The organism is Mycobacterium sp. D16Q16 (genome assembly GCF_002013745.1).
Lineage (GTDB): Bacteria > Actinomycetota > Actinomycetes > Mycobacteriales > Mycobacteriaceae > Mycobacterium.
This window is the reverse complement of sequence record NZ_MAEY01000005.1, coordinates 124,259-147,681: the sequence shown is the minus strand read 5'-3', so window position 1 is coordinate 147,681 and position 23,423 is coordinate 124,259. Positions and strand designations below refer to the sequence as shown.

Sequence of the window (23,423 nt, the reverse complement as noted above, 5' to 3'; positions counted from 1 at the left end):
GTGAAGGAGGATCAGTGAAAGCCATTGTGCGAGTGTTGGGGCTAGGGATTGTCGAACTTGCCGTGTTCGGCTCGGTGCTGTTCGTGCTCGCAGGAACCCCCGACTACTGGCAGGTGTGGGTCTTTCTGGTGGTATTCGCCCTGTCGACATGGATACCCACCGTGTATCTGCAGCGGGTCAATCCAGCTGCGCACGAACGGCGTAAGCACGCGGGGCCAGCGGCAGAAGCCCGAACGGTGCAGAAGCTCCTTATCGGCGGCTGGTACATATCGCTGGCGGCGATGGTGGTGATCAGCGCGCTGGATCATCGCTTTGGCTGGTCGTCGGTGCCACCGGCGGTATGCGTCATGGGTGATGTTCTGGTGGCCGTTGGGTTGGGTGTCACGAGCCTTGTGGTCATTCAGAACAGTTTTGCCGCCTCCACGGTGCAGGTGGAGACGGGACAGACTGTCGTGTCCACCGGTCTCTACGGGCTGGTGCGCCACCCCATGTACACCGGCAATGTGATCACCATCGTGGGTTTTCCGCTGGCGCTCGGCTCGTACTGGGGGTTGGTCTCGGTGATCCCCGGCCTGGTCGCACTCATCGTGCGCATCCGTGACGAAGAGAGGTTGCTCATCGATCAGTTGGACGGCTACCGCGAGTACGCTCTGAAAGCGCGCTATCGCCTCCTGCCGTATGTGTGGTGACTATTACGAAAACCATTGGGCACGTGCGAATCCTGCAAGCAATACCGCGAACCCACCCATCTCGCCGACGACGAGTAGAACCATTGCCACGTGCATGCCGGGGTTGGGATCTTCGAATTGATTGGTGGTGTCGCGTAAGGCCCCGTGCACCATGTAGCTCACTATCGCCGCCAGGAAGAAGAACACCAGCACCATGGCGGCAGTGAGGTTTACCCAGCCGGGCCACGCACTCAACTCGACGAATGCCGCGGTGAGCAGGGTGGCGAACGCATAAAGCAGCGCGGCCCGATGCGCGGTATCGACATACGGGTGAGCGAGATGGGTTGGGCTCGTGGCCATCTGGCGGTACTTCCATACGCCCAGTCCAAGGGCGAGTAGGAAGATGAGTCCGGCCGCGAGAAGCGTTACCGCGGTGTCAGTGCTGAGCACATATCCGGCGCTGGTCATCACTCGACCCTACTGCTGTGGTGCTGTCACCAACGCTGCGACCGCTACTTGTCGTGCAGGTGCTCAAGGCCAGTGACCAGGAGTCCGAGGCCGAACTCGAAATCCTCCTCGATCGAAACCGCGAGGGAATTCCCGATCGCGAGTGTCATCGGGAAGTTGGCCAGGTCGAGGCCCTGTACGAGCCGCATCAGGAGCGCAGGGTCGGTGCTGCGGCTCCGATGTTCCACGCCCAGCTGAGTCGCGAAGCCCAGGACGTATCGGCCCACAGTCGTATATATGCGGGCCGCATCCACCGGTGAGAATCCTGCATTCACAAACAGTGCGAGCGTGCGCTCGCGCAGCATGAAAACCTTCGGCCCGACAGGCAGCTGATCGGTGAGCAGCGCGGCGACGTTCGGATGGCGTCGCATGGCATCGAACAAAGCACGTGAGGTGACGGTGCACGCGCGCTGCCAGGGGAGTTCCGCGAGTTTCTCGTCGTCGAACTCGACCTCGCCGAACACTCGATCGACGACATATGCGACCAGCTCAGTGCGGTTCTCGAAATGCCGATAGATGGTCGCGGTCCCGGAATCGAGCCGGCGTGCCAGCGCGCGCATGGACAGTGCCTCGCCGCCCTCCTCGTCCACGATCCGCAGCGCCGCATCGACGATCGAATCCATGGGTATGGGTGGGCGGCCGCGCGTTCGTCGCTCGTCCGTCACACCGGCCAGTATGTCGGACTTGACACCGGCGGGCAATTACGGCAACACTGTTTCCGTAATTCTGTCAGATGGGACCAGGGAACCGCGACCGAGTTCACCCCGCGACATTGACGTGGACTGACTCGCGAGGGGTGTCGCGGACTTCCTCGGTCACCCCCTGGCAAGGCCTTGGGCCAGCGCCCTCAGCTCAGCAATTGGTCAACGGTCATGACGACGTCGGCGGCGCCGTCCTCGGCAGCGATGAGGTCTGCGACGCGACGGCTTCGGCGCGTGAGCTCTTGGTCGATGCTGGCGGCGCGGATGGCGTCTGCAAGCCGCTCGATAGTCAGGGCTCGTTGTGGGATGGTGCCGGCACTCAGTCCGAGATCCCGGAGCCGTTGAGCCCAGAAGGGTTGATCGCCCAGGCCGGGTACGGCGACCGTCGGTACTCCGGCACGCAGTCCGGCAGCGGTTGTCCCAGCGCCGCAATGGTGCACAACCGCGGACGTCCGGGGAAAGAGCCAGCTGTGCGGCAGCTCGCCCACCGTCAGGAGGCCATCGTCATCGGCATTGATTCCTGCCCAACCGGTTTGCACGATCCCGCGCATACCCACCCGGCGGAGCACCTCCCGCACGAGCTCCGATAGGCGCACTGCGTGAGCGGCCGAGGTCATCGTGCTCCCGAAGCCGATGAACACCGGAGGATCACCCGCCGCGAGAAAGTCGACCAACACGGGGGAAGGCTGCCACTGCGGATCGGCCTCCGGCCACCAGTATCCGGCGACCTTCAGCCCCGATCGCCAGTCCGATGGTCGCGGCACAATGTTCGGTGAGAAACCGTGCAGAACAGTCCATTCCGATTCTGACCTGCGCCGCCGCAGCTGCCCGGTCGATGCCTTCGGCAGCCCGAGGTCTCGCCGGAACCCGGACACCACCCCGCCGTAGAGGCGATCGACAAGCCAGGCCCCGGCGTGGGACGCCAGACGATTGCCCGCCGTCCCCGCGGACCAGGCTCCGAGGGTGGCCGGGGGAAACTCGGCGGTGGCAGACCAGGGCTGCAGCCGGACCCCTATGGAGGGAATGCCTTTCGCTTCGGCGAGTGGATGCCCCGCCAGTTCGGAGAACGGCGATAGCAGCAGGATGTCCGCGGGCACGTCGTGAATGGCATTCAGCAGTGCGGTGCCGAGCGATCGCATACCTCGCGGCGCGAGGAACTCGGTTAGTTCCTTCGTGATGTTGACATCGGCATTCTCCGATGGCGTGGCCGGTCCCGCGATACCACGAAAATCTAAGCCACAGTTGGATATCAAGGAACTGAAGCGCTCATACGCGGCGAGCGTCACATGGTGCCCGGCTTGACGTAAGCGAGTGCCGACGCCGGTCAACGGCGCGACATCACCCTGGCTGCCGATAGCGGCGATGACGACACGGGCCACTACACCCTCCGCACTACTCGGCGGAACATCTTCACGAGATCCTCCGCGTAGCCCGGGGCATCGAACTCGGGGTCCTGCAAGATCTTCTCGACCACGACGTTGACGGCTCCTCGCAGTGCGATTGCGGTGGAATCAACAGGAAATGAGGAGAATTCGCCGGTCTTCTGGCCCGCGCGGAGAATGGCCGACGGGTCGAGCTGCTTCAATTGTTCGGTCAGCTCGGGGGTGAGGCCCAGGTCCCCAAGGCGCCTTCGGTCGCGTGGCTTGTAACTCGTGCCGAGCTGAGCCAGCGCTGCCAACTGAATCCGGTGTGTATTGAAATAGCTGATGCTGGAACGGATATAGGTCGCAAGCTTGTCGGTCTGAGTCCGCGCACGATCAACCTCGGGGACCACAGCCATAATGCCCGACCGGTACATCGAGGCGATCACCGCTTCGATGAGTCCGTCCTTGGAGCCGAAATGGTAGAGCACCACGCTCATCGCGATATCAGCACGCTCGGCGATCTTTCGGATTGAGGTCTGCGGGTAACCGACCTCCGCGATGACCGCGATGGCGCAGGCGACGATCTGATCGCGGCGAGCGACCTCGGTGAAGGTGCGTTCATCGTCAGATTTAGATCGCATGATCGAACTATAGATCAATTGATCTAGGGCGATGCACTCATTTTCGCAGGTTAACGATGCGTTAACGGCTATATACCATCTTCCGCAGACCCTAACCCCCATGGGGTACTCTGAGATTTAGCTGAGAATCAGCCGGGGATCTCATAAGTTGGGAACCAGGTGAACCTTGAAGCCGTTGAACAGGGTGAATGCATCAACGTTGATGTCTTTGGCAAGTGATGTTTGCTTCCTAGGCCATTAGCAAGATGACCGAGCGGAAAGGAAACACCACATGAAGAAGTCACTCGCTGCAATCGTTGGAGGCGCCGGCATAGCTGTAGCCGTCGCTGTCATGGGCGCCCCTGTCGCCCTGGCGGGGCCTACGCCTCCTCCGGTCTGCTACGCCAGCGAGACCAGTGTCAACGCCACTGAGCTGCGTCCCTGCGTGGCTCCGGGCGATGTCATCTACGAGCAGGGTGCGCACCAGCCGACCTATGAGGGTGCCAACCCGCTGGTCCCGCTGGGCACCAACCCGCACGTCCCGTACGGCACCAACAAGAACAACGCTTCGTAACTAGATGTAACTCAGCTTCATCTTCGACGACGCAGAAGGAGCAACAATCATGAAGAAGATCGCGACCGCGGCGGCGTTACTGGCTGCCGCGGGACTGTCCCTGGCCACAGCCGGCGCTGCCTTGGCCGGGCCCGCTGCGGACCCGGACTCCGTCATCAATGACCTCAAGTCCAACGGGTACCGGGTGATCATCACCAAGGTGGGGTCGGACCATCCGTCGCAGTGCACAGTTCAGGGAGTGTCGCAGCAGTCAGGCGTTCAAAATGTGCAGCCGGGGCGCAACATGCGCAACCAGCCAACGACGGTTCCCACTGCAGGACAAAAGGTCGCGTACGTCACGCTGGCCTGCTAGCTACCCCATGGGGTGGTGGCGGCACCGGGCAATGAGTGGTCTGCCAACGATCCTCACTCCGTGTCGCCACTACTCCGATGAATTGAAGACCGCGGGTTGATCTGGCTCGCGTCCCGCGAGGTGTGGTGTGTAGAAATCCGCCACCCCGCCACGTCTACTGTTTTCTCTCGCATCCAGGTATAGCCCTCCGGAGATATATGCCACTGTGGGCAGCGTGTCCACATACCGTGCATTCGAAGTAGTCGGCCAGCGGGACTTTCGGCTGGTGGAGCGGGAACTTACGGAACCCCATCCAGGTGAGGTACGAGTTCGGGTCGAGGCGTGCGGGGTGTGTCACACCGACGCCTTCGCCGCCGAGGGCTTGCGGGCTGATCCGTCGAAACCCATAGTGCCCGGACATGAAATTGTGGGCGTGATCGATGCAGTCGGTGCGGGAGTGCATGCCTGGAAACTCGGTGAGCGGGTTGGTATCGGGTACCTCAACGGCCACTGCGGTGAATGCGAGCAATGTCGCCGCGGAGACTTTGTGAACTGCACCAATCAGAATCAAACAGGGACCACCGTTGACGGCGGCTACAGCGAGGTGGCGTATGCCCGGGCTAGCGGCCTCGTCCGAGTCCCGGATGCTGTTGATCCGCGCGACGCGGCCCCGCTGTTGTGTGCGGGCCTTACCGTATACCGCGCATTGTTGACCGCGAACGTCCGGCCGGGCTCTTTGATTGCTATCCAGGGCATCGGTGGGCTCGGTCACCTCGGTATCCAATACGCCAAGGCGCTGGGCTATCGGGTTGTTGCGATCGCCCGCGGGACTGGAAAGGCCGATCTTGCAACGCAGCTCGGTGCCGAAGAGTACATCGACAGCACCGCGGGCAATCCGGCGCGGGCATTGCGCGCGTTGGGCGGAGCCACCGCAATTATCGCGACGGCGTCCAGCGGATCCTCGATGTCGCCATTGATCGCGGGGTTGGCGCCCAACGGCAAGCTGATAGTCGTCGGGGCGGACTCAGAGCCCATTGAGGCAAGGATCTCCGAACTCATCTTCGGAACCCGTTCGATTGTCGGATCACTGACAGGTAGCTCGATAGAGAACGAAGACAATCTGAATCTCGCTCAGCACCATGGTATTCGCTCGATGAACGAGATCATGCCCCTATCGGAGGTCCCACGGGCGTACGAACGCATGCTCTCCGGCGCGGCGAGGTTCCGCGTGGTCCTCGATATGAAGGCCTGACCGTGGCGGTGGGTCTCCTCAACGTCCGAGAGCTGTCTCGGCCGGTGATTGTGGCACCGATGGCGGGAGGATTGGCCACCGCCGAGGCTGTCAACGCTGTGATTGCAGCGGGAGCTGTTGCTGCACAACTAGGTACGGCATTTCTTTGGCCGACGAGGCGGGTAGTAGCCCGGTCCATCGCGCTGCGTTGAAGAATCCAGACTTCTCTGAAACCGTTGTGACTAAATCATTCTCGGGACGCTATGCACGAGGGTTACGCAACAGGTTCATCGACGAGCATGAAGCGCACGCCCCACTGGGGTATACCGAGGTGCATGATCTGACAAGCCCTGTTCGGGCGGCGGCGGTGCGCGCGGGCGATCCGACGGCCACAAATGTCTGGGCGGGAAGCGGATTCAGAGAAGCGAGGGGCGGTTCGGTGGCCGACAATCATGGGTGAGTTGTCGGATTTCCGGCGCTAGCCGCCTGATCGCCGGAAAAGTGGGCGTGACGTCTAGTTTGAGCCCTATCGAAGGGGTGTGCGGCGCCGAATGAAGTAGCGCGCAAGCCATCCCACAGAGTGGGACGCACATCGCGAAAAAGGTGGGATGGGTAACAGAAATTTTCCTGCGTTAATACAAGAGATGCGCGGATGTATAGGAAAAGTGACCAATGTGGGTAGGGCGCAGCAAATTACGAATCAACGTCCGCGCGCATTCGACAAACCAACTATGTCCTGCAGGTTTATTGGAGTGGACGTACGGTTATGGGTGCACTACCGTAATCAGTAAGGCGTTGGCGGAGAGTAATTCCCGCCATAATCATCAGCAAATATGACGCAAGCCACATATTTTGGTAGGCCGTCAAGCTCGTTGTTAGCGTCCGGTCTCATGTCTGATCTCGCTGCTTTGCTGGCGTTTATCCATCAGGTCTCGGGTACGCCATATATCTCGGGCGGAGACTCCGCACGGGGCACCGACTGCTCCGGCCTGGCCTCCTGGGTGTCCAACGTCGCCACCGATCGCCCCGCGTTCGGTTCTCGGTTCAACACCGGGAACCAGGAGCGCGCGCTCCTCGCACGTGGTTTCAAGTACGGCACCGCTCCCGGTGCACTGGTGATTGGCTGGAATGGCGGTCACACCGCTGTCACGCTGCCCGATGGCACCGCTGTCTCCAGTGGCGAGGGAGGCGGCGTCAGGATTGGTGGAGGCGGCGCCTACCAGTCACAGTTCAAGCGTCATATGTATCTACCAATGGACAACGCGGACGAGGCTGGGGCTGCGCCGTTGGATGTGCCCGCGCATGCGGAGGGTCCCGAGGTGATCCCCGCATCGGTGTTAGCGCCGAATCCCGAGCCCGTACCCGCCGATGGTGCTCCCGCAGATGCGGAGTCCGTCGAGATCTAAAGGATTTCGAATCCTTTGGTGCCACCTCACAATTGGTGTGTACCGGTGTTATCGCTCACTCCTCCCGTTGGGTGGGAGAAGCTCCGCATCCGCTCGTAGGGTTGTGGTTGCCTGAAATCATGAATGGCAATTCTGCTCTGCTACAAGGAAAGAACATCATCGTTACGGGTGGTGCCCGCGGGCTCGGCGCGGCCTTCGCGCATCGCATCGTGTCGCACGGCGGCAGAGTAGTCATCGCCGATGTGCTCGATGACAATGGCCGGCAGCTTGCCGCCGAGCTCGGTGACTCCGCGCGATTCGCCCACCTGGACGTGACCGATGCCGACCAGTGGCGGGCCCTGGTCGAGACCACACTCGCGGAGTTCGGTTCGGTTACCGGCTTGGTGAACAACGCCGGGATATCCAGTGCCTCGTTGGTGGCCGACGAGCCGCTTGAACACTTCCGCAAGGTGATCGACGTGAACCTCGTGGGCGTCTTCATCGGCATGCAGGCCGTTATCCCGCCGATGCGCGCATGCGGCGGTGGTTCGATCGTGAACATCTCGTCCGCCGCCGGCCTCGTCGGTCTGGCCCTCACCTCCGGCTATGGCGCGTCTAAATGGGGCGTGCGGGGTCTGTCCAAGGTCGCAGCCGTCGAACTGGGACTCGATCGAATTCGGGTCAACTCCGTGCACCCTGGCGTTGTGTACACGCCCATGACTGCTCAGGCCGGTTTTCAGCGGGGGGAAGGCAATATGCCCATCACCGCCATGGGCCGGGTGGGGACTCCCGAGGAAGTGGCCGGCGCGGTCACCTATCTACTGTCGGATGCCGCGAGTTACGTCACCGGGGCCGAGCTCGCCGTGGACGGCGGCTGGACGGCCGGCCCCACCGTGAAAACAATGACGGGTCAGTAGTTACGAGAGCAGGTTCGTGATCTCCTGTGCGACCTGCGCGGGCAACTCCAGCTGAGGGAAATGGGTCGTACCGCGCAGCCGTGCGTAGCTGAACCAGGGATTGCGCGACTGGAACTCGTCGTGGAGATCGTCGTAGGCGGTGCGTTCTGGCCTGCAGAAGATGTGGTGAACGCGCCGCGGTTCGGTGAGCTTCTCCATGCGCGACATGGGTGAGCCCCACGTGCTGTACGCATCCTCGATGACTCGTCCGGCCCGTGCCCACACGTCGAACCCGAATCCGCCCATCTCGGAACGGATATGCCGGTTGACGGCCTCGTTGTCGCTACCGGCCAGCCAGGCGCGGAGGAACTCGAGGCGGCTGGATTGCCAGCGCAGCGGATCGCGGAATGCTCTTATGCCGTTGAGGAATTCGGTGGGGGCCTCTGACATGATGAGGTCCACGATGACGACGCTCGGCACCCGCGCTGCGCCGAGAAGTTCGGCGATCTCCAGCGCCGTCCATCCGGCGTGGGCATGAGCCACGGGGACGATCGACTGCACGCTGAGGGCGTCGAGCAGCCCGGTGACATCTGAAATCTGTTCCGCAAGACCAAAGTCGGCAACGGCAGTGCGGTCGATGCCGTGACCGCGCCAGTCCATGCGAATGACGCGGTGGCGGGCGACGAGGTAGGGCAACAGCTCGTCATACGCGCGGTGGTCGTGCCCCCATCCGGTGAGTAGCAGGATTGCGGGCCCGTCGTCCAGGCCCTGATCGTCGAAGGTGAGCTGCGCACCGTTGATGGTGATGGTGTACATCGGGAGTCTCCTGGGTAGTCAGAGGCAGGTATCAGAGAGCAGCGTGGACACGGACGGGATGTACCCGCACGATCGCCTCTCCGGGTGCGCTGTGATGCTCGTTGACGTAGGGCGCGGCGCGCTCGGCTCCCAGGTATCGGGCGGTGATGTCGATCAGGGTGGTGCGAACCTCGGCCTCGTCCGGTTCCAGCTTGGCTTCACCTTGGATCTGGACATACACGTAGGGCTCGTTTGGTGTTGCCACGGTGATTACGGCACGCGGGTCCCGTTGCAACGCCCTGACTTTCAGAGTGTCCACACGTGTGACGAACTGCAGGTGATCGGCGGCGAGCCGGTACCAGATGGGTAGAACGAGCGGGCGTCCGTCGGTTCCTAGGTATCCCAGCTGCCCCACCAGTGCGGGAGCCGAATCGAGAAACTGGCGGACGGATGGATCGAGGATCGAGGTCATGAGCCCACAACCTAGAATCTCAACCGCGCTTGAGGTCAAATTCGCACTTCCGTCAGGAGGCGGCGTGCCGGAATAATGCATCGGGTGACTCGCGTACTCGCGATCGGAATTGCGGTGCTGGCCCTCGTCGCGGTCATCCCGCCCGCGGGATACGCCCAGGCCGATCCACAGTCGTGCGTTGCGGGCGATCCGGGCCGCCCCCAGGCAGAGCTGTTCGCGACCAACAACACCGCGATCATCACTGACCCCGCCGATGGGCGTCTGCGTGACCCACTCGATGACTTCTCGCTGCAAGTGAGTGCGATGACCGTCCAGAACCTGGTGCTGCCTGTGCGGTCGACATCGGTCGATGGTGTGTATTGGTCGCAGGACAGCAAGCGCATGACCTACGAGCGGTCACGGGCCTTCGAACTTGCCTGCGTGGATCGCGATGATCTGCGACGCATCGGTGAGCAGGTGGGTCGGCAGTTCGGTCAGGAATCGGTGCTCACCTTCGAGTATCTGCCGGCGGGGGATGCGGGGATCAATGCCGTGGCTGTGGAGGCTCCGGGCATCGATCGGGTGCGGTTCCACGACGCGCTGGCCGCCGATGGGGCCGCGCGCGAAGCGTTGGCCGGCGGGTCGGTGACCGAGGACGGGTGGTTGATCCTGATCGCGGATATCAAGGATGTGGACACCGCGCGACGCCTGGTCGGGGCCGCCGGTGGCCGTTGGCAGGACGCCACCCTCCGATACGGAAAGCGTGAGTTCGTGGAGTCGGCGCGGTAACGGGTTCAGATCTGTGACAGGTCGCCTGGTCGCGGCGCGCTAACCATTCTGGATGTCCAGACCCTGGCGGACGTCGCGACCATCAGACTTCCATCGTGTACCGAGTGGATTCCACGGCGACTGGATTCCGAGCGCCCGCTGAGGCACTACCACGTATCAACGACAGATCTGCGCGGCGGCAACGGCTCTCGCATGGCGGCAGCGAATGTCGAGGCGATGAGAGAGCGCGTCTCGGCAGGGTCGATCACATCGTCGATCTCAAAGATCTGAGCGGCGTTGAGCGCCTTGGCATTCTCTTGTGCCGCAGCCGTGCCCTGACGCACGGCTTCTTCTCGGGTGGCCTCGTCGGGAATCGCCTCCAACTCTTTGCGCAGCCCCAGACGTACGGCGCCCTCAAGGCCCATGGGCCCCAGATGCGCGCCCGGCCAGGCGACCGTTAGCAGTGGTTCGTGCAGGCTGCCGCCAGTCATCGCTTGTGCGCCAAGGCCATACCCGCGGCGCAGGATGACCGAGACAAGCGGTACGCGTAGTGCTGCCCCGGCGACGAGCATCCGCGATGCACGCCGGACCAGCGCATCGGCCTCCGCAGCGGGACCCACCATGTACCCCGGGCAGTCGACCAGCGAGAGCACCGGCAAGCCGAAGGCATCGCATAGCTGCAGGAACCGCGCGGCCTTATCCGATGCGGCGGCCGTGATCGCTCCCGCCATCGCCATTGAATTGTTGGCGAGAATGCCCACGGCACGGCCCTCGATGCGCGCGAGTGCCGTCACCATCTCGGGCGCGAACTTCTCTCGCAGGAACGTCGCCGAGCCCGCGTCGGCCAGCGTCTCGATGATGGGCGCCACCGGATAGGCTCTCCGCGCGCGCTCGGGAATCATTGTCCGCAAGACAGTTTGGTCCGCTGCTGGTCCGGGTTCTATTGCTCCCTGGAAGTACCCAATGAGCCGTTTGGTGACGGCGACGGCCTGCTGCTCGTCGTCGACGACCACATCGACCACACCATTGGGGGACTGCACCGACAACGGCCCGACCTCATCCGGATGCACCTCGCCGAGCCCTCCGCCGGCGATCATGGCCGGGCCACCCATGCCGATGGATGTGTCCTTGGTCGCCACGATCAGGTCCGAGCAACCCGCGATGACGGCGTTGCCCGCGAAGCACCGTCCCTTGACTACCGAGATCCGTGGCACCACCCCCGATAGCGCGGCCCACAACTTGAACGCGCGGACATCGAGCATGGAGACCACGGGGTAGTCGGTGTCACCGGGGCGTCCGCCGCCGCCCTCGGCGAAGAACACCGTCGGCAGCTTCATGCGTTCGATGAGATCGAACAGTCTGTCCTTCTTATGGTGGCCGAGTGCGCCCTGCGTTCCGGCCAGCACGGTGTAGTCGTAGGACAGCACGGCGCACGCGCTGCGGTCGGCGCCGAACATGTCGCCGTTGACGCGCGCCGTCCCGGCAACGAGGCCATCGGCGGGTGTGCGGGCGATCAAGTCGGCGATGTCGCGTCGTCCACGCTGCGCGGCGATGGCGAATCGCCCGTATTCCACGAATGACCCCGCATCCACCAGATCGGCGATGTTTTCGCGTGCGGTGCGACTGCCGGTGGCATGGCGGCGGGCAACCGCATCGGGGCGGGCGGCGTCCTCGGTAAGCGCACGTCTTCTCAGTAGCTCCGCGTGGTCCGCGCGCAATGGTTCATCAGCCATGGTCCGGACTCTTCCATAAAGCCCGGAAACTCTGCGGGAACTTTTCCTCACGATGATTCGACCACTCCACCGATGCCCTGTGTGGGCTAGGCAGTCAAAGGAGATGCGCAGTGGATTTGGTCACCATGCTCGGGATGCCGGGGGAAGCCCTCCGGGCGACGCGGGACGACTGGCGGGGGTCGCTCACCGACGTGGTGCGTCAGGCTTTCGCGTTGCACTTCGACCGCAACGGGTTCTATCGCGCCCAGTGCGAAGCTGTCGGCCTCACCCCGAGTGACATTCACGGCTGGGCTGACCTGCAGCGCATCCCTCTGCTTCCGGTCAGCATGTTCAAACAGGCTGGCGCGCATGTCCTCATGACCTGTGGGCTTGAGGATGTCGAGATTGAGATCAGGTCTACCGGCACCAGCGGCGTGCCGTCGGTAGCGCGGCGCGATGCGACGACGGTGACCCGGGCGTCGGTCGGAATCTTCGGCGGATACCGGGACTTCTTCGGTATTTCCCAGGGGGCGGGGCTATTCCTGTGCCCGTCTACCGCCGAGGTGCCCGAGATGGGCATGGTCAAGATCTTCAACCTGCTGACCGGCATGCTCGACGATCACCGCTACGTCGTGCGCGAATACTCCTTCGATCCCGAGGAGGCGCTGGCACTGCTGCGGAGCTGGGAGGGGCGGATGACGCGGCACCTGATCGGTCCGCCCTTCATCATCGCCCGGTTCCTGAAATACCTGGAGCTCGAGGATATTCCGCTCACCCTCGACCCCGATTCGTTGATCATCATGCTCGGCGGCTGGAAGCAGTACACCGGAAACTCGATAAGCCGAGACGACTTCAACGAGAAGGCACAGCGTGTGCTGGGCGTTGACCGCACCCGCATCCGTGACATGTACGGCATGATCGAGTCCAACATGCTCGCCATTGAGTGCGAGCATCAGCGCAAGCATGTGCCGCCGTGGTGCTACATCTCGATCCGGGACGTCACCGATGCGGCCGTCGAGCTTGAACCCGGTAAGACCGGCGGGATAGCGATCCTTGACGCGCTGAACACCGCGTACCCCGGTTTCCTGCTCTCCGACGACATCGGCGAGGTGGACGAGAGCGATTGCCCCTGCGGCCGTACCGGCCAGACCGTGAAGTTCCGGCGGCGGCGTCAAGGTGCCGAACTAGGCTGCTGCGCCGTGAGTATCGAAAAGTATATCGACTCAAGGGAAGTCGTCGCCGAGTGCGAGCTGACTTCTGCTGGGGCCTCTCAAGGGGCGGGCGCCTAGTGCCCCGATTCAGTGCTACGGTGGTCGACCACTTCACCAACCCGCGCAATTCGGGCCGCCTGGCGCAGGTCGATGTGACCGCCTTTATCGGTAACCCGGTGTGTGGGGACCAGATCCTGTTGACCGCGCAGATCCAGGACGAGGTCGTGAGTCGGGTCGGATTCGAGGCATACGGATGCTCGGCCTCCCTGGCGGTCGCGTCCATCCTGACCGAGCGGCTCACCGGTATGTCAGTGGAGGCGATCGCGGCGATCCAAACGACGCAGGTCGCTGAGTGGTCGGGGGGCCTCTCGCCGGAACAGCAGCACGTCGCCGCCCTCGGCGCCGATGTCGCCCAGCGCCTAGCCGACAACTACCGCAACGGAATTGACGAAGATGTCAGCACCATCCCTGGAACTTAGCCCGCCGGCGCAGTCGGCGCCGTCCGACATTTACTTGGACTATGCCGCCACCGCACCCCTGCATCCGCGGGCCGCACAGGCGATACTGGGCGGACATAGCCTGGTCGGCAACCCATCGAGCCGCCACAGCGCTGGACGTGACGCCTCCGATGCCCTCGCCGTCGCCCGGCTGACCATTGCTGCGCTGTTCGGAGCCGACGCCGAGGAGGTGGTGCTGACTTCCGGCGGAAGTGAGGCGAACACCCTGGCGTTGTGGGGAACCTTTGCCGCCGTGGGATTTCGGGGCCACCTCGTGACCTCGTCCATTGAGCACCCGGCAGTCCTGGCGAATGCTCATGCGCTGCAGGACCTGGGCGTGGCGGTGACCTTCGTGGATCCCGCACCGACGGGACATGTCGATGCCACGACTGTGGGTCGGGCGCTGCGCCGCGATACCGTGCTGGTCTCGGTGATGCATGCGAACAACGAGACCGGCGCGATCCAGCCTGTCCGGGCGATCGCCGATATCGCCACGCGATCGGGCGTAGCGTTCCATGTGGACGCCGTGCACACTGCGGGCAAGCTGGATCTGACAAGCCTTGGTGCCACGATGATCTCGGTGTCGGCGCACAAGTTCGGCGGCCCTCGCGGTATGGGCGCGCTACTGGTGCGGGGTGGGCACCGACTGTTGCCGGTCATGCGTGGCGGACCGCAGGAGAACCGGTTGCGTGCGGGCACGGAGAACGTGCCCGGCGCACTCGGCATGGCCGCCGCGGCCGACGTGTGTCTGCGCACGGCGTCGATGGGGTACCGGCTGGGAATGCGGGACCGTCGGGAGCAGCTGATTGCCGGGCTTCGCTCTGTGGGCGGTGTACATCTTAACGCGACCGACCCGGTGCTGGAGGAGACCGTCAGCGTGCGCTTCGACGGCATTCGTGCGGACACCCTCGCAGACGATCTCGACATGCACGGCATCTACGTGTCCACCGGATCGGCGTGCCATGCCGGGGAGGACTCGGTTTCTCATGTGCTGCAAGCGATGCGGCTGACCGAGGATCAAGCGCGGGCCACGGTGCGATTCTCGATGGGTCCGGACGTGTCACCGGATGACGTCGAGAGGGTCATAGCGGTCACCACCCGGGCTGTGCACAGGCTGCGCGCGATGGCGGGCGGGATCATCCGATGATCGTCGCCGTCAAGAACCTTGTCGCCGAGCGTGCCCGATTCGTCCTCTCGGTGATCGGGGTCGCCGTCGCGGTGATTCTGGTGCTGGTGATGTCCGGCATTTTTGTGGGCACCACGAATCAGGTGACCACCTACATCGACCACTCCAAAGGCGCGGTGTGGGTGGTTCAGCCCGGCGTTTCCCAGATGTTCCGTGCGGTGTCGTGGCTGCCCGGCGACGGCAAGGACCGGTTGCTCAAGGTCCCCGGCGTGCAGTCGGCAGAACCGATCCTCGGCCTGCCATCCGATTTCGTGCACAACGGTGGGCACACCGCGTATTTCGTCGTTGGATACGACACGGCCACCGGTGTGGGAGGCCCGTGGTCGTTATCGGAGGGCCGCAACGTGAGTGGGTCGGGCGAGGTGGTGCTCGATCGAGTGCTTGCCAAGAAGAACAAGATCCATGTCGGTGACACGGTGCAGCTCGTGGACGGTGATTTCACCGTAGTGGGTTTGTCCAACCAAACCGCCGCCGTGGGAAACTTCTACGCGTTCATCTCCCTGCCGGACGCCGCGCACCTATTGCGTGCAGGAAATCGCGTGTCCTACTTCCTGATTCATCCTGCTGAAGGATTCACTGCCGACCAGGTCGCGGACTCGGTCCGGAAGGCGGCCCCTGGGATGGACGCGCTCACCTCGGCGACTTTTGCCGAGAACAGCCGGGCGATTGTCATTTCGATGATCGGGCGACCGTTGAAGACGATGATCGGGATCGCCGCGCTGGTTGGTGTCGCGCTCGTGGGGTTGACCGTTCTCGCGGTGACCACCGAGCAGATGAGTGATTTTGGAGTGCTGCGCGCGTTGGGGGTTCGTCCCGCGCAGTTGTGCCGCACCGTGATTGCCCAGGCCATCCTGATCGCCGGACTCGGATACCTATTGGGGGCGGGTGTCACCTACGGGGTGCAATTCCTGGTGAAGGATCGGCTGGGAGACGTCACGGTGGAAGTCACTCCCGCCATGCTCGTCGCCATGGCTGCGGCGACCGCTGTCATGGCGATCATCGGATCACTGATTCCTGTCCGGCGGGTGACACGGATCGACCCTGCCCAGGCCTTTCGGAGGTGAGTTCGATGAATCCTGTGTTGCAACTCGAGAATGTGGAGCACCAGTACGGCAGCGGCGACGCGGCGGTGCGGGCTCTGCGGGGCCTGGACCTGACGGTCAGACCCCACGAGGTGGTGCTCGTTGTCGGCCCCTCGGGCGGGGGTAAGACCACCGCGCTTCTCGTCATGGGGATGTTGCTGACCCCGGAATCCGGGCGTGTCCGGATTGACGGCCAGGACGTTGGTGAACTCGGCGAGCGGGAACGAGCGCGAATCCGATTGAAACGCTTGGGTTTCCTATTCCAGGAGTACAACCTGCTCAATGCACTGACGAGTGCGGAGAATGTGGCGCTGCCGCTGCGCTATGCCGGGGTAGGTAAGGATGCGGCCATGTCACGCGCCCGGGAATTGCTCGGAGAGCTCGGGTTGGCCCATCGCACTGATCACCGGCCGCCGGCGCTTTCGGGAGGCGAGAAACAACGTGTGGCGGCGGCCAGGGCTCTGGTTGCGCGCCCCGGTCTGGTACTCGCCGACGAGCCGACCGCGAACCTGGATTCGGCCACCGGCAAGAAGGTGGCGGAGCAACTCGCGGATGCCGCGAGGACTCAGGGGGCAGCGGTGGTGATCGTGACGCACGATCTGCGTCTCACAGGAATCGCGGATCGCGTGCTGCATCTTGAGGACGGCGTGCTGCTGGAGAAAGAGGAACAATGATCGAAACCGTTGTACTACCCGATGATACGGAAATCATCGGCGCGCTTCGAGATGCCTTGACCCGGCTGCTTTCCCCGGAAGATCTCACACATGTCGACCTCGATGCAGTTGACGCCGATTCCCCGCTGCTCGCTCTGCCCGTTGACTCCGTGGTGCTGATGGCGTTGATGAACGAGCTGGAGGACAGGTTCACGGTCTTCATTCCGGAAGAGGAAGCATTCGCGTTTACGGTGGTGGGCGATATCGGAGTGTTCATTCGTCAGCGTCTTAGCGATAAGGCGAAACGTCGCGAACAGGCATGAGTCATCTCGCGATTCGTCAGCATGTGAAGGCGAACGCTCCGGCCATGGCATCCGGCGCGGTCGACTACGCCATGCTGCTGCACTCGGAGCTGGAGCAGATCGACTTCTACGACTCGCGTAACCATCTGTACACCCTTCCGGCGGTAAACCTGGTTCGGACCACGCGGATTCGTGCCGCCGCGCTGGCCGCACGCGGCCTTCATCGTGGCGATCGGGTGGCAATGATCGCGGCGAGCGACGAGGAGTACCTGACGACGCTGCTGGCAGTGCTGCTGCTGGGCGCGGTACCGTGCGCGATCGCGCCCCCGGCGACTCCGTCGCGGCCGGAATCCGCGGGTGTGGCGCACCTGGGTGCGGCGCTCGCGGTGCTGAATCCGGTCATGGTCATCGCACAGCCGCGAGTGGCGGTGGCGGTCGTGCACCCGGTAGTCGTGACGTATGGCGAGCTGGTGGATGCCGATCTGATTGACTTGCAGCGGTGTTCGCGGCCCCGCCCCGGCGATATCCACCATATCCAGCTGACCTCGGGGTCCACGTCGGCTCCTAAAGCGGTGCTGTTGACGCATGGCAATGTGGTGCACAATGCCAGCGCAATTGCTTATGGCACAAGGGCGTTGCGGGGACGGGATCGGGTGTTCAGCTGGCTGCCGTTCTACCACGACATGGGGTTCATTCAGGTGCTGGCGGCACTGCTCTACGGTCTGCGGGTCGGAGTGCTGGCCCCAATGGGATTTCTGCGGGATCCGATGTCTTGGCTGCGGCACATGTCTCAGCATGGGTCGACCCACACAGCGGGCCCGCCCTTCGCGTATCGGGCGGTATCGGAGGCGATCTCGCGCGGCGGTGCACCGGCGGGCGTGGACTTGTCCTCGTTGCGCCACGCTTACGTCGGCGCCGAGCCACTTCCATTCTCGGTGCTGCGGGAGGTCACCGAGCAGCTTGCGCCGCTGGGCTTGCGCACAGATGTGTTGGTGCCGTGCTACGGCATGGCTGAAACGGTGCTCGCGACAACTGTTGCGCTGCAGCCCTGTGCGCCTGATGCATCGTCCTTCGGCAGGGTGCGGGTCGGTCGCAGCCCTGACGACGACCAGCCTGTCGTGTCCTGCGGACAGGTGGTTGACGGCTTGGAACTTCGGATCGTCGCCCCCGACGGCGAGCTATCGCCCGACGGTGCGGTGGGCGATATCCAGGTGAGCGGGCCGTCGGTGATGTCGGGCTACTTGACCACAGACGGCGGGGTCGCCACGCCTGCGGGCGGATGGCATGACACCGGCGACCGGGGTTTCCTCTCCGATGGTGAACTGTTCGTGGTGGGCCGTCACAAGGAGATGCTCATCGTGCGCGGTCGCAATTTCCCGCCCTACGACATCGAGCGGGAGATCGACGGCATGTCCGGTGCCGGTGGTGTTTCTGTCGTCTTCTCCCTGCGTGACGAACGGCGCGCCCGCGAGTCGGTGATCGCGGTCGTCGGAACCCGGGTGGCGGCCGAGCAGTACGAGGAACTTCGCGCGCGCATCGCCAGCGGTGTACGCGCCGCCTTCGGGTTCTCTCTCGACGAGGTGGTGCTGGTGCAGGCGCGAACAATTCCCCGGACCACCAGCGGAAAACGTCAGCGGCTCACGGTGCGTGAGGCGTACCGGGCCGGCGCGTTCACCTAGCCGTCGACATCGAATAGCTTTGTGCCATTGCGGTAGAGGACATCGCGCATCCAGCCGTCGTCGACACCAGGCAGGTTCCGCAGCGCGGTGATGGCCTCCGCATATCCGTAGGGGATGTTCGGGAAGTCGCTCCCGAAGAAGATCTTGTGTCCTAGATCCAGAAGCCGTGGGTACTCGGATTCCGGAAACGGCGCTTTCTCGTTGGAGAACGTGGTGAAGGCCATGGTGGTGTCGAGGCGTACCTCGTCGTACCGCGCAGAGATGTCGAGGAAGTCGGAGTACTCGGGCATGCCCATGTGCGCGATGATCAGGCGTAGTCGCGGGAACTGCCTCAGTAGCGCCCGGATTGGCTCGGGCCCGGTGAATTCGCCCGGCGCCGGGCCCGAGCCGCAATGGATCACCACCGGAACTCCGGTGTCCTGAAGAAGGCCCCACACCGGGAGGAGTAACGGATCAATGGGGGAGAACGCGCCCACCTGAATGTGGACCTTGAAGATGCGGGCCCCAGCCTCGATCGCCTCGCGCACATAGTCGAGCGCATCGGCCTCAGGAAAGAAGGTGGCGGTCTGGATGCAGTCGGGGATTTGAGCCGCGAACTGGGTCGCCCACTGATTCAGCCACGCAGCCATCTGCGGTTTGTGCGCATAGATCAATGAGGTGAAGCGGAGCACTCCGAAGTCACGCAGTGTCTGTACGCGCTGGGACTCCTCGGCGCGGTAGGTGATCGGCCAGGGTCGCCCGATGAGCGGCCCGGCCGAGTCGAAGTAGGCCCACACCTTGTCCATGACGGATTTGGGCATGAAGTGGGTGTGCACATCCACGATCCCTGGGATGTCCAGCTCCTGCCAGAGCTGTCTGACGGGCGCGGGGTCGAAGTCTGACGCGGGCATAGACCTATCTATATCAATCCGCTTCTGACGGGTTGCGGGCGCTGGCTCAAGCGTGCGACAGCCTGCCCGCCGCTCCGCGATGGGCGGTTCGTAAACCCGGGCACCCCGCTGGGGCTGGATACCCCATGGGGGTATAGTCGCGATTGGAACGGATACCCGGTGAGGGTATCGATAGGAAGGATGGCAATGCGCTCAATCGAGTATCAGGTCACGGGGATGACATGCGGACATTGCGAGATGTCGATTCGCGAAGAGGTTGGTGGGGTCGAGGGCGTCGAGAGTGTTCAGGTCAGCGCGACGACCGGCAAGCTCCTCGTTGGCGGGTCCGATGAGGTCGATGGCGCGAAAGTCCTGGCTGCAGTAGCCGACGCCGGATATTCGGCGGTCCGCGTCGCGTGAACGCGACAGGACGATTGGCCGTTTTCACCGCTGTTCTGGCGGTGGGGTTCGGCAGCGCATATGCCGCCGCTGCGGCCGTTGTGCCCGACAGCGTGGTCACGAGCTGGGGCACTAGCCCGCATACGACAGAAGGAAACAAAATGACAGAACACAAGGACATGACGGAGATGGCGCAACACGGTTCAGCCGCTGATTTGCAAGGGCTGTCTTTGAGCCGTGATGGGTACGCGCTCTCGCTGGTGGAAGCTCCCGCAACCGCCGGCAAAGAGGGCGACCTACGGCTGAAGATCCTGGGGGCGGGCGGCGTCCCGGTGGTGGATTTTGCCGCCGCTCACCAAAAGCAGCTGCATCTGATCGTCGTTCGCTCGGATGGTGAGAGTTTTCAGCACGTGCATCCAAGTCTGGACACTGCTACGGGGATCTGGACCGTGCCGTGGAGGTGGGATGCGGCGGGTAGCTACCGCATATTTGTCGACTTCCGCCCCGCCGATCGACCAGATGCGACCCAGATGACACTGGGGCGCACAGTGGAGGTGGCCGGAAATTTCGTTCCAGTCCGGTCCAACGATCCACGGGCAATCGACCATGTCGCGGGATTCACCGTTGAACTCGACGGCGACCTGGTTGCCGGTACCACGGAGGATCTGACGATTACCGTCACTCGGGCCGGACAGCCGGTGACCACGTTGCAGCCGTACCTGGGGGCCTTCGGACATCTCGTCGCCTTGCGTGGCGGGGATTTGGCCTTCCTGCATGTGCATCCCGAGGGCGCAGAACCTGCTGCGAACCAGCACGGAGGCCCCACAATTTCATTCGCGGCTATGGCACCTACGGCTGGCCAATATCTGCTGTACCTGGACTTCCAGGTTGATGGGAGTGTCCACACCGCCAGGTTCATTGTTGACGCCGCGCAGCGCAACGAGAACTCGAAACCCAGTGATGTGCATCGCCCCGATCACACCGGCGGTCATTGATGACGATGTCACTACATCCGGCGAAGACTCACGGTATCGAGTTAGACATCGGAGGGATGACCTGCGCGTCCTGCGCAAACAGGATCGAGCGCAAGCTGAACAAACTGGACGGCGTAGATGCCACGGTTAACTACGCCACCGAGAAGGCGACAATTTCTGCGCCGGAAGGATATGACCCTGAATTATTGGTCGCTGAGATAGAAAAGACTGGCTACACCGCATCGCTGGCGCTTTCTGCTCGTCATCGCACAGACCCAGATCGTGAACCCAACGGGGCAGTCTCAGAGCTACTGTCTTTGCGGAACCGGTTGCTTGGTGCCATCGTGCTGTCGGTCCCGGTCATCGCCCTGGCGATGCTGCCCGCCCTGCAATTTACTTACTGGCAGTGGGCTTCGCTCGTGTTGGCGTCGCCAGTTGTTGTATGGGCTGCCTGGCCGTTTCATAAGGCGGCGTGGGCCAACCTTCGTCATGGCGCAGCGACGATGGACACATTGATTTCGGTCGGCACCATCAGCGCGTACGCGTGGTCGCTGTATGCGATGTTTCTGGGTACGGCAGGCACACCCGGCATGACACATGGGTTTTCTCTGACGATTCAACCGTCTGACGGCGCAGCAAATATATATCTTGAGGCAGCTGCCGGGGTCACCACCTTCGTCCTGGCAGGTCGATACTTCGAAAAGCGCTCCAAGAGGGAAGCCGGTGCGGCGTTGCGAGCCTTGCTTGAGCTCGGCGCCAAAGAAGTCTCAATCTTGCGAGACGGAATGGAGAGCAAGGTCCCGGTCGACGAGCTAGTCGTCGGTGATCTGTTTGTTGTCCGTCCAGGTGAAAAGATCGCCACCGACGGCGCCGTGGTGTCCGGCGTCTCTGCAGTGGACGCGTCGATGTTGACCGGCGAGTCCGTTCCTGTCGAAGTGGCCGAGGGTGACCTTGTCTCGGGGGGCACTCTCAACACCAGTGGCCAGGTAGTAGTGCGGGCCACTCGGGTGGGGACGCACACACAGCTGGCTCAGATGGCCAAACTGGTCGAGGCTGCGCAAACCGGCAAAGCGAACGTGCAACGCCTCGCCGACCGTATCTCAGGCGTGTTCGTACCGATCGTCATCACGATCGCCACGATTACCCTTGGCGCGTGGCTTGGCGCCGGGTTCCCGGTGTCTGCAGCGTTCACCGCGGCCGTTGCTGTACTCGTGATCGCCTGCCCGTGTGCCCTAGGCCTCGCCACGCCGACAGCCTTGCTCGTCGGCACTGGACGAGGGGCACAGATGGGCGTTCTCATCAAGGGGCCCGAGGTGCTGGAGTCCACCCGTAGAGCCGACACCGTGGTGCTGGACAAAACGGGCACTGTGACGACCGGGAAGATGGCCCTCGTCGAGGTGCTCTCCGCGCCGGGCACCGATCGGGCCGAGGTTCTCAGACTGTCGGGTGCGCTCGAGAACGCCTCGGAGCATCCGATTGGGCAGGCGATTGCGCGAGCAGCCGCTGCCGAGATACGGGACCTGCCCACACCCACGGAGTTCACTAACGTGGAAGGCAGAGGTGTGCAGGGGATCGTGGACGGGCGTGCTGTGCTGGTCGGCCGCGAATCGCTGTTGGCAGACTGGTCGCAACATCTGACCGACGAGATGGCCAAAGCCAAGGCCGACGCGGAGCGCCAAGGCAAAACGGTTGTCATCGCTGGGTGGGATGGGCAGGCCCGAGGTCTCCTGGTAGTCGCTGACACCGTGAAGCCGACCAGTTTTCAAGCCGTTGCCGAGTTGCGCAAGCTTGGCTTGACCCCCGTTCTACTGACCGGAGATAACGCTGCAGTCGCACACCGGATTGCTGCCGAGGTCGGTATCGAGGAAGTAATCGCCGAAGTGCTCCCCATGGACAAAATGAGTGTTGTCGCTCAGCTCCAGGCCGAGGGCAAGGTTGTGGCCATGGTTGGCGACGGCGTCAACGATGCGCCTGCGCTTGCTCAGGCCGATCTTGGCCTGGCGATGGGCACGGGCACTGATGTCGCTATTGAAGCTGCTGACATCACGTTGGTACGTGGGGACTTGCTGAGTGCTGTCGATGCCATTCGGCTGTCGCGCAGAACGCTTGGCACTATTAAGTCCAATCTATTCTGGGCATTCGCATACAACGTAGCCGCAATCCCAGTTGCTGCCATGGGGATGCTCAACCCCATGCTTGCCGGTGCAGCAATGGCGTTCTCCAGTGTGTTCGTGGTCGGAAACAGCCTCCGCTTGCGTGGCTTCAAGAGTATTTCTGCCTGAAGGCGCAATCGATGGTTCCAAATAATAGAGGGAAAGGTAGCTATAACATGCCCGAAAATGACAAGCGGGGAATGCCCGATGTCGAATCCAGTACCGGCTCATCGTGCTGTTGCGGCGGTTCCGCTGACAGTAAAGCTGACGAATCGGTTAAGGAGGATGTCAGCGGCGAGTGAGTAGGAGCCGGGAGCCCTAGATCACTGAACTGGAAAGAGGCCAGGAACTCGAAAAGGGTTCCTGGCCTCTTTCTGTCCCGCGCCTGTGCTGCTCGCACGTTGATCCACGTCAT

24 protein-coding genes and 2 pseudogenes are annotated in these 23,423 nt (G+C 63.0%); 18 read left to right on the top strand and 8 right to left on the bottom strand.

Annotated features, from left to right (window positions below):
* Positions 1–14 precede the first annotated feature (14 nt).
* The gene (locus B4394_RS08110; protein WP_078314691.1) at positions 15–689 is read left to right on the top strand and encodes a methyltransferase family protein; all 675 of its coding nucleotides are present in this window, start codon (positions 15–17) and stop codon (positions 687–689) included.
* Positions 690–692: 3 nt separating this feature from the next.
* Here B4394_RS08110 and B4394_RS08105 read toward each other — a convergent pair whose 3' ends face one another.
* The 4 genes from B4394_RS08105 to B4394_RS08090 form a co-directional block, all read right to left on the bottom strand.
* Complete coding sequence (locus tag B4394_RS08105; RefSeq protein WP_078314690.1) at positions 693–1,136, bottom strand: hypothetical protein; 444 nt, start codon at positions 1,134–1,136, stop codon at positions 693–695.
* Positions 1,137–1,180: 44 nt separating this feature from the next.
* A complete protein-coding gene (locus B4394_RS08100; protein WP_078312238.1) occupies positions 1,181–1,798 on the bottom strand; it encodes a TetR/AcrR family transcriptional regulator in 618 nt (205 codons plus the stop codon).
* 224 nt (positions 1,799–2,022) lie between these two features.
* On the bottom strand, positions 2,023–3,255 hold the full coding sequence (locus B4394_RS08095) for a glycosyltransferase (protein WP_078314689.1): 1,233 nt from the start codon (positions 3,253–3,255) through the stop codon (positions 2,023–2,025).
* Positions 3,255–3,899, bottom strand: a complete 645-nt coding sequence (locus tag B4394_RS08090; RefSeq protein ID WP_078314688.1) for a TetR/AcrR family transcriptional regulator — start codon at positions 3,897–3,899, stop codon at positions 3,255–3,257. Before B4394_RS08090 ends, B4394_RS08095 begins: the two co-directional genes overlap by 1 nt.
* Before the next feature lie 253 nt (positions 3,900–4,152).
* On the opposite strand from B4394_RS08090, the gene B4394_RS08085 reads away from it, so the two are divergent.
* The 6 genes and pseudogenes from B4394_RS08085 (at position 4,153) to B4394_RS08060 (ending at position 8,298) form a co-directional block, all read left to right on the top strand.
* The gene (locus tag B4394_RS08085) at positions 4,153–4,434 is read left to right on the top strand and encodes a hypothetical protein (RefSeq protein WP_078314687.1); all 282 of its coding nucleotides are present in this window, start codon (positions 4,153–4,155) and stop codon (positions 4,432–4,434) included.
* Between the two features lie 49 nt (positions 4,435–4,483).
* The gene (locus B4394_RS08080; protein WP_099051637.1) at positions 4,484–4,786 is read left to right on the top strand and encodes a hypothetical protein; all 303 of its coding nucleotides are present in this window, start codon (positions 4,484–4,486) and stop codon (positions 4,784–4,786) included.
* Positions 4,787–5,000: 214 nt separating this feature from the next.
* Positions 5,001–6,017: an alcohol dehydrogenase catalytic domain-containing protein gene (locus B4394_RS08075; protein ID WP_078314761.1), complete on the top strand. Its 1,017-nt coding sequence runs from the start codon at positions 5,001–5,003 to the stop codon at positions 6,015–6,017.
* 41 nt (positions 6,018–6,058) lie between these two features.
* Positions 6,059–6,456 (top strand): annotated as a pseudogene (locus B4394_RS08070) (nitronate monooxygenase); the annotation flags it as partial.
* Positions 6,457–6,829: 373 nt separating this feature from the next.
* Positions 6,830–7,265, top strand: a pseudogene (locus B4394_RS08065) (hypothetical protein); the annotation flags it as partial.
* Positions 7,266–7,521: 256 nt separating this feature from the next.
* Positions 7,522–8,298 carry a glucose 1-dehydrogenase gene (locus B4394_RS08060; RefSeq protein ID WP_078312135.1) on the top strand — a complete coding sequence of 259 codons (777 nt, stop codon included), beginning with the start codon at positions 7,522–7,524 and terminating at the stop codon, positions 8,296–8,298.
* On the opposite strand, the gene B4394_RS08055 is transcribed toward B4394_RS08060, so the two are convergent.
* On the bottom strand, positions 8,299–9,093 hold the full coding sequence (locus tag B4394_RS08055) for an alpha/beta fold hydrolase (RefSeq protein ID WP_078312136.1): 795 nt from the start codon (positions 9,091–9,093) through the stop codon (positions 8,299–8,301).
* Positions 9,094–9,124: 31 nt separating this feature from the next.
* Complete coding sequence (locus B4394_RS08050) at positions 9,125–9,544, bottom strand: PPOX class F420-dependent oxidoreductase (protein ID WP_078314685.1); 420 nt, start codon at positions 9,542–9,544, stop codon at positions 9,125–9,127.
* 84 nt (positions 9,545–9,628) lie between these two features.
* On the opposite strand from B4394_RS08050, the gene B4394_RS08045 reads away from it, so the two are divergent.
* Complete coding sequence (locus tag B4394_RS08045) at positions 9,629–10,312, top strand: hypothetical protein (RefSeq protein WP_078314760.1); 684 nt, start codon at positions 9,629–9,631, stop codon at positions 10,310–10,312.
* A 146-nt stretch (positions 10,313–10,458) separates the two neighbouring features.
* Here the strand turns inward: B4394_RS08045 and B4394_RS08040 are convergent, their stop codons facing one another.
* The gene (locus B4394_RS08040) at positions 10,459–12,024 is read right to left on the bottom strand and encodes an acyl-CoA carboxylase subunit beta (protein ID WP_078312138.1); all 1,566 of its coding nucleotides are present in this window, start codon (positions 12,022–12,024) and stop codon (positions 10,459–10,461) included.
* A 110-nt stretch (positions 12,025–12,134) separates the two neighbouring features.
* On the opposite strand from B4394_RS08040, the gene B4394_RS08035 reads away from it, so the two are divergent.
* From B4394_RS08035 to B4394_RS08005, 7 genes are read left to right on the top strand one after another with little or no spacing between them, the layout of a single operon-like run.
* Entirely contained in the window at positions 12,135–13,292 is a 1,158-nt protein-coding gene (locus B4394_RS08035; protein WP_078314684.1) for a LuxE/PaaK family acyltransferase, read from the top strand.
* Entirely contained in the window at positions 13,292–13,693 is a 402-nt protein-coding gene (locus tag B4394_RS08030; RefSeq protein ID WP_078314683.1) for an iron-sulfur cluster assembly scaffold protein, read from the top strand. The genes B4394_RS08035 and B4394_RS08030 overlap by 1 nt, the downstream gene beginning before the upstream one ends.
* Positions 13,668–14,858 carry a cysteine desulfurase family protein gene (locus tag B4394_RS08025; protein ID WP_078314682.1) on the top strand — a complete coding sequence of 397 codons (1,191 nt, stop codon included), beginning with the start codon at positions 13,668–13,670 and terminating at the stop codon, positions 14,856–14,858. The genes B4394_RS08030 and B4394_RS08025 overlap by 26 nt, the downstream gene beginning before the upstream one ends.
* Positions 14,855–15,961, top strand: a complete 1,107-nt coding sequence (locus B4394_RS08020; RefSeq protein ID WP_078314681.1) for an ABC transporter permease — start codon at positions 14,855–14,857, stop codon at positions 15,959–15,961. Before B4394_RS08025 ends, B4394_RS08020 begins: the two co-directional genes overlap by 4 nt.
* A gap of 5 nt (positions 15,962–15,966) precedes the next feature.
* On the top strand, positions 15,967–16,653 hold the full coding sequence (locus B4394_RS08015; RefSeq protein ID WP_078312143.1) for an ABC transporter ATP-binding protein: 687 nt from the start codon (positions 15,967–15,969) through the stop codon (positions 16,651–16,653).
* Positions 16,650–16,955: an acyl carrier protein gene (locus B4394_RS08010; protein ID WP_078314680.1), complete on the top strand. Its 306-nt coding sequence runs from the start codon at positions 16,650–16,652 to the stop codon at positions 16,953–16,955. The genes B4394_RS08015 and B4394_RS08010 overlap by 4 nt, the downstream gene beginning before the upstream one ends.
* A gap of 23 nt (positions 16,956–16,978) precedes the next feature.
* Positions 16,979–18,613, top strand: coding sequence for an AMP-binding protein (locus B4394_RS08005; protein WP_078314759.1), 1,635 nt, complete (start codon positions 16,979–16,981; stop codon positions 18,611–18,613).
* On the opposite strand, the gene B4394_RS08000 is transcribed toward B4394_RS08005, so the two are convergent.
* Positions 18,610–19,503, bottom strand: coding sequence for an amidohydrolase family protein (locus B4394_RS08000; protein ID WP_078312145.1), 894 nt, complete (start codon positions 19,501–19,503; stop codon positions 18,610–18,612). The genes B4394_RS08005 and B4394_RS08000 overlap by 4 nt on opposite strands.
* 186 nt (positions 19,504–19,689) lie before the next feature.
* Between B4394_RS08000 and B4394_RS07995 the strand changes: the two genes are divergently transcribed.
* From B4394_RS07995 to B4394_RS07985, 3 genes are read left to right on the top strand one after another with little or no spacing between them, the layout of a single operon-like run.
* On the top strand, positions 19,690–19,902 hold the full coding sequence (locus tag B4394_RS07995) for a heavy-metal-associated domain-containing protein (protein WP_078312146.1): 213 nt from the start codon (positions 19,690–19,692) through the stop codon (positions 19,900–19,902).
* A complete protein-coding gene (locus B4394_RS07990) occupies positions 19,899–20,876 on the top strand; it encodes a DUF8832 domain-containing protein (protein ID WP_078312147.1) in 978 nt (325 codons plus the stop codon). The genes B4394_RS07995 and B4394_RS07990 overlap by 4 nt, the downstream gene beginning before the upstream one ends.
* A gap of 5 nt (positions 20,877–20,881) precedes the next feature.
* Positions 20,882–23,137, top strand: coding sequence for a heavy metal translocating P-type ATPase (locus B4394_RS07985; protein WP_139360043.1), 2,256 nt, complete (start codon positions 20,882–20,884; stop codon positions 23,135–23,137).
* The last annotated feature ends 286 nt before the right edge of the window (positions 23,138–23,423 follow it).

Coding starts and splice junctions, on each gene's coding strand:
- B4394_RS08100 (WP_078312238.1), bottom strand. CDS start 1,798: ATGGATTCGATCGTCGATGCGGCGCTGCGGATCGTGGACGAGGAGGGC.
- B4394_RS08080 (WP_099051637.1), top strand. CDS start 4,484: ATGAAGAAGATCGCGACCGCGGCGGCGTTACTGGCTGCCGCGGGACTG.
- B4394_RS08010 (WP_078314680.1), top strand. CDS start 16,650: ATGATCGAAACCGTTGTACTACCCGATGATACGGAAATCATCGGCGCG.
- B4394_RS08060 (WP_078312135.1), top strand. CDS start 7,522: ATGAATGGCAATTCTGCTCTGCTACAAGGAAAGAACATCATCGTTACG.
- B4394_RS07985 (WP_139360043.1), top strand. CDS start 20,882: ATGTCACTACATCCGGCGAAGACTCACGGTATCGAGTTAGACATCGGA.
- B4394_RS08000 (WP_078312145.1), bottom strand. CDS start 19,503: ATGCCCGCGTCAGACTTCGACCCCGCGCCCGTCAGACAGCTCTGGCAG.
- B4394_RS07995 (WP_078312146.1), top strand. CDS start 19,690: ATGCGCTCAATCGAGTATCAGGTCACGGGGATGACATGCGGACATTGC.
- B4394_RS08105 (WP_078314690.1), bottom strand. CDS start 1,136: ATGACCAGCGCCGGATATGTGCTCAGCACTGACACCGCGGTAACGCTT.
- B4394_RS08020 (WP_078314681.1), top strand. CDS start 14,855: ATGATCGTCGCCGTCAAGAACCTTGTCGCCGAGCGTGCCCGATTCGTC.
- B4394_RS08025 (WP_078314682.1), top strand. CDS start 13,668: ATGTCAGCACCATCCCTGGAACTTAGCCCGCCGGCGCAGTCGGCGCCG.
- B4394_RS08085 (WP_078314687.1), top strand. CDS start 4,153: ATGAAGAAGTCACTCGCTGCAATCGTTGGAGGCGCCGGCATAGCTGTA.
- B4394_RS08015 (WP_078312143.1), top strand. CDS start 15,967: ATGAATCCTGTGTTGCAACTCGAGAATGTGGAGCACCAGTACGGCAGC.
- B4394_RS08055 (WP_078312136.1), bottom strand. CDS start 9,093: ATGTACACCATCACCATCAACGGTGCGCAGCTCACCTTCGACGATCAG.
- B4394_RS08040 (WP_078312138.1), bottom strand. CDS start 12,024: ATGGCTGATGAACCATTGCGCGCGGACCACGCGGAGCTACTGAGAAGA.
- B4394_RS08050 (WP_078314685.1), bottom strand. CDS start 9,544: ATGACCTCGATCCTCGATCCATCCGTCCGCCAGTTTCTCGATTCGGCT.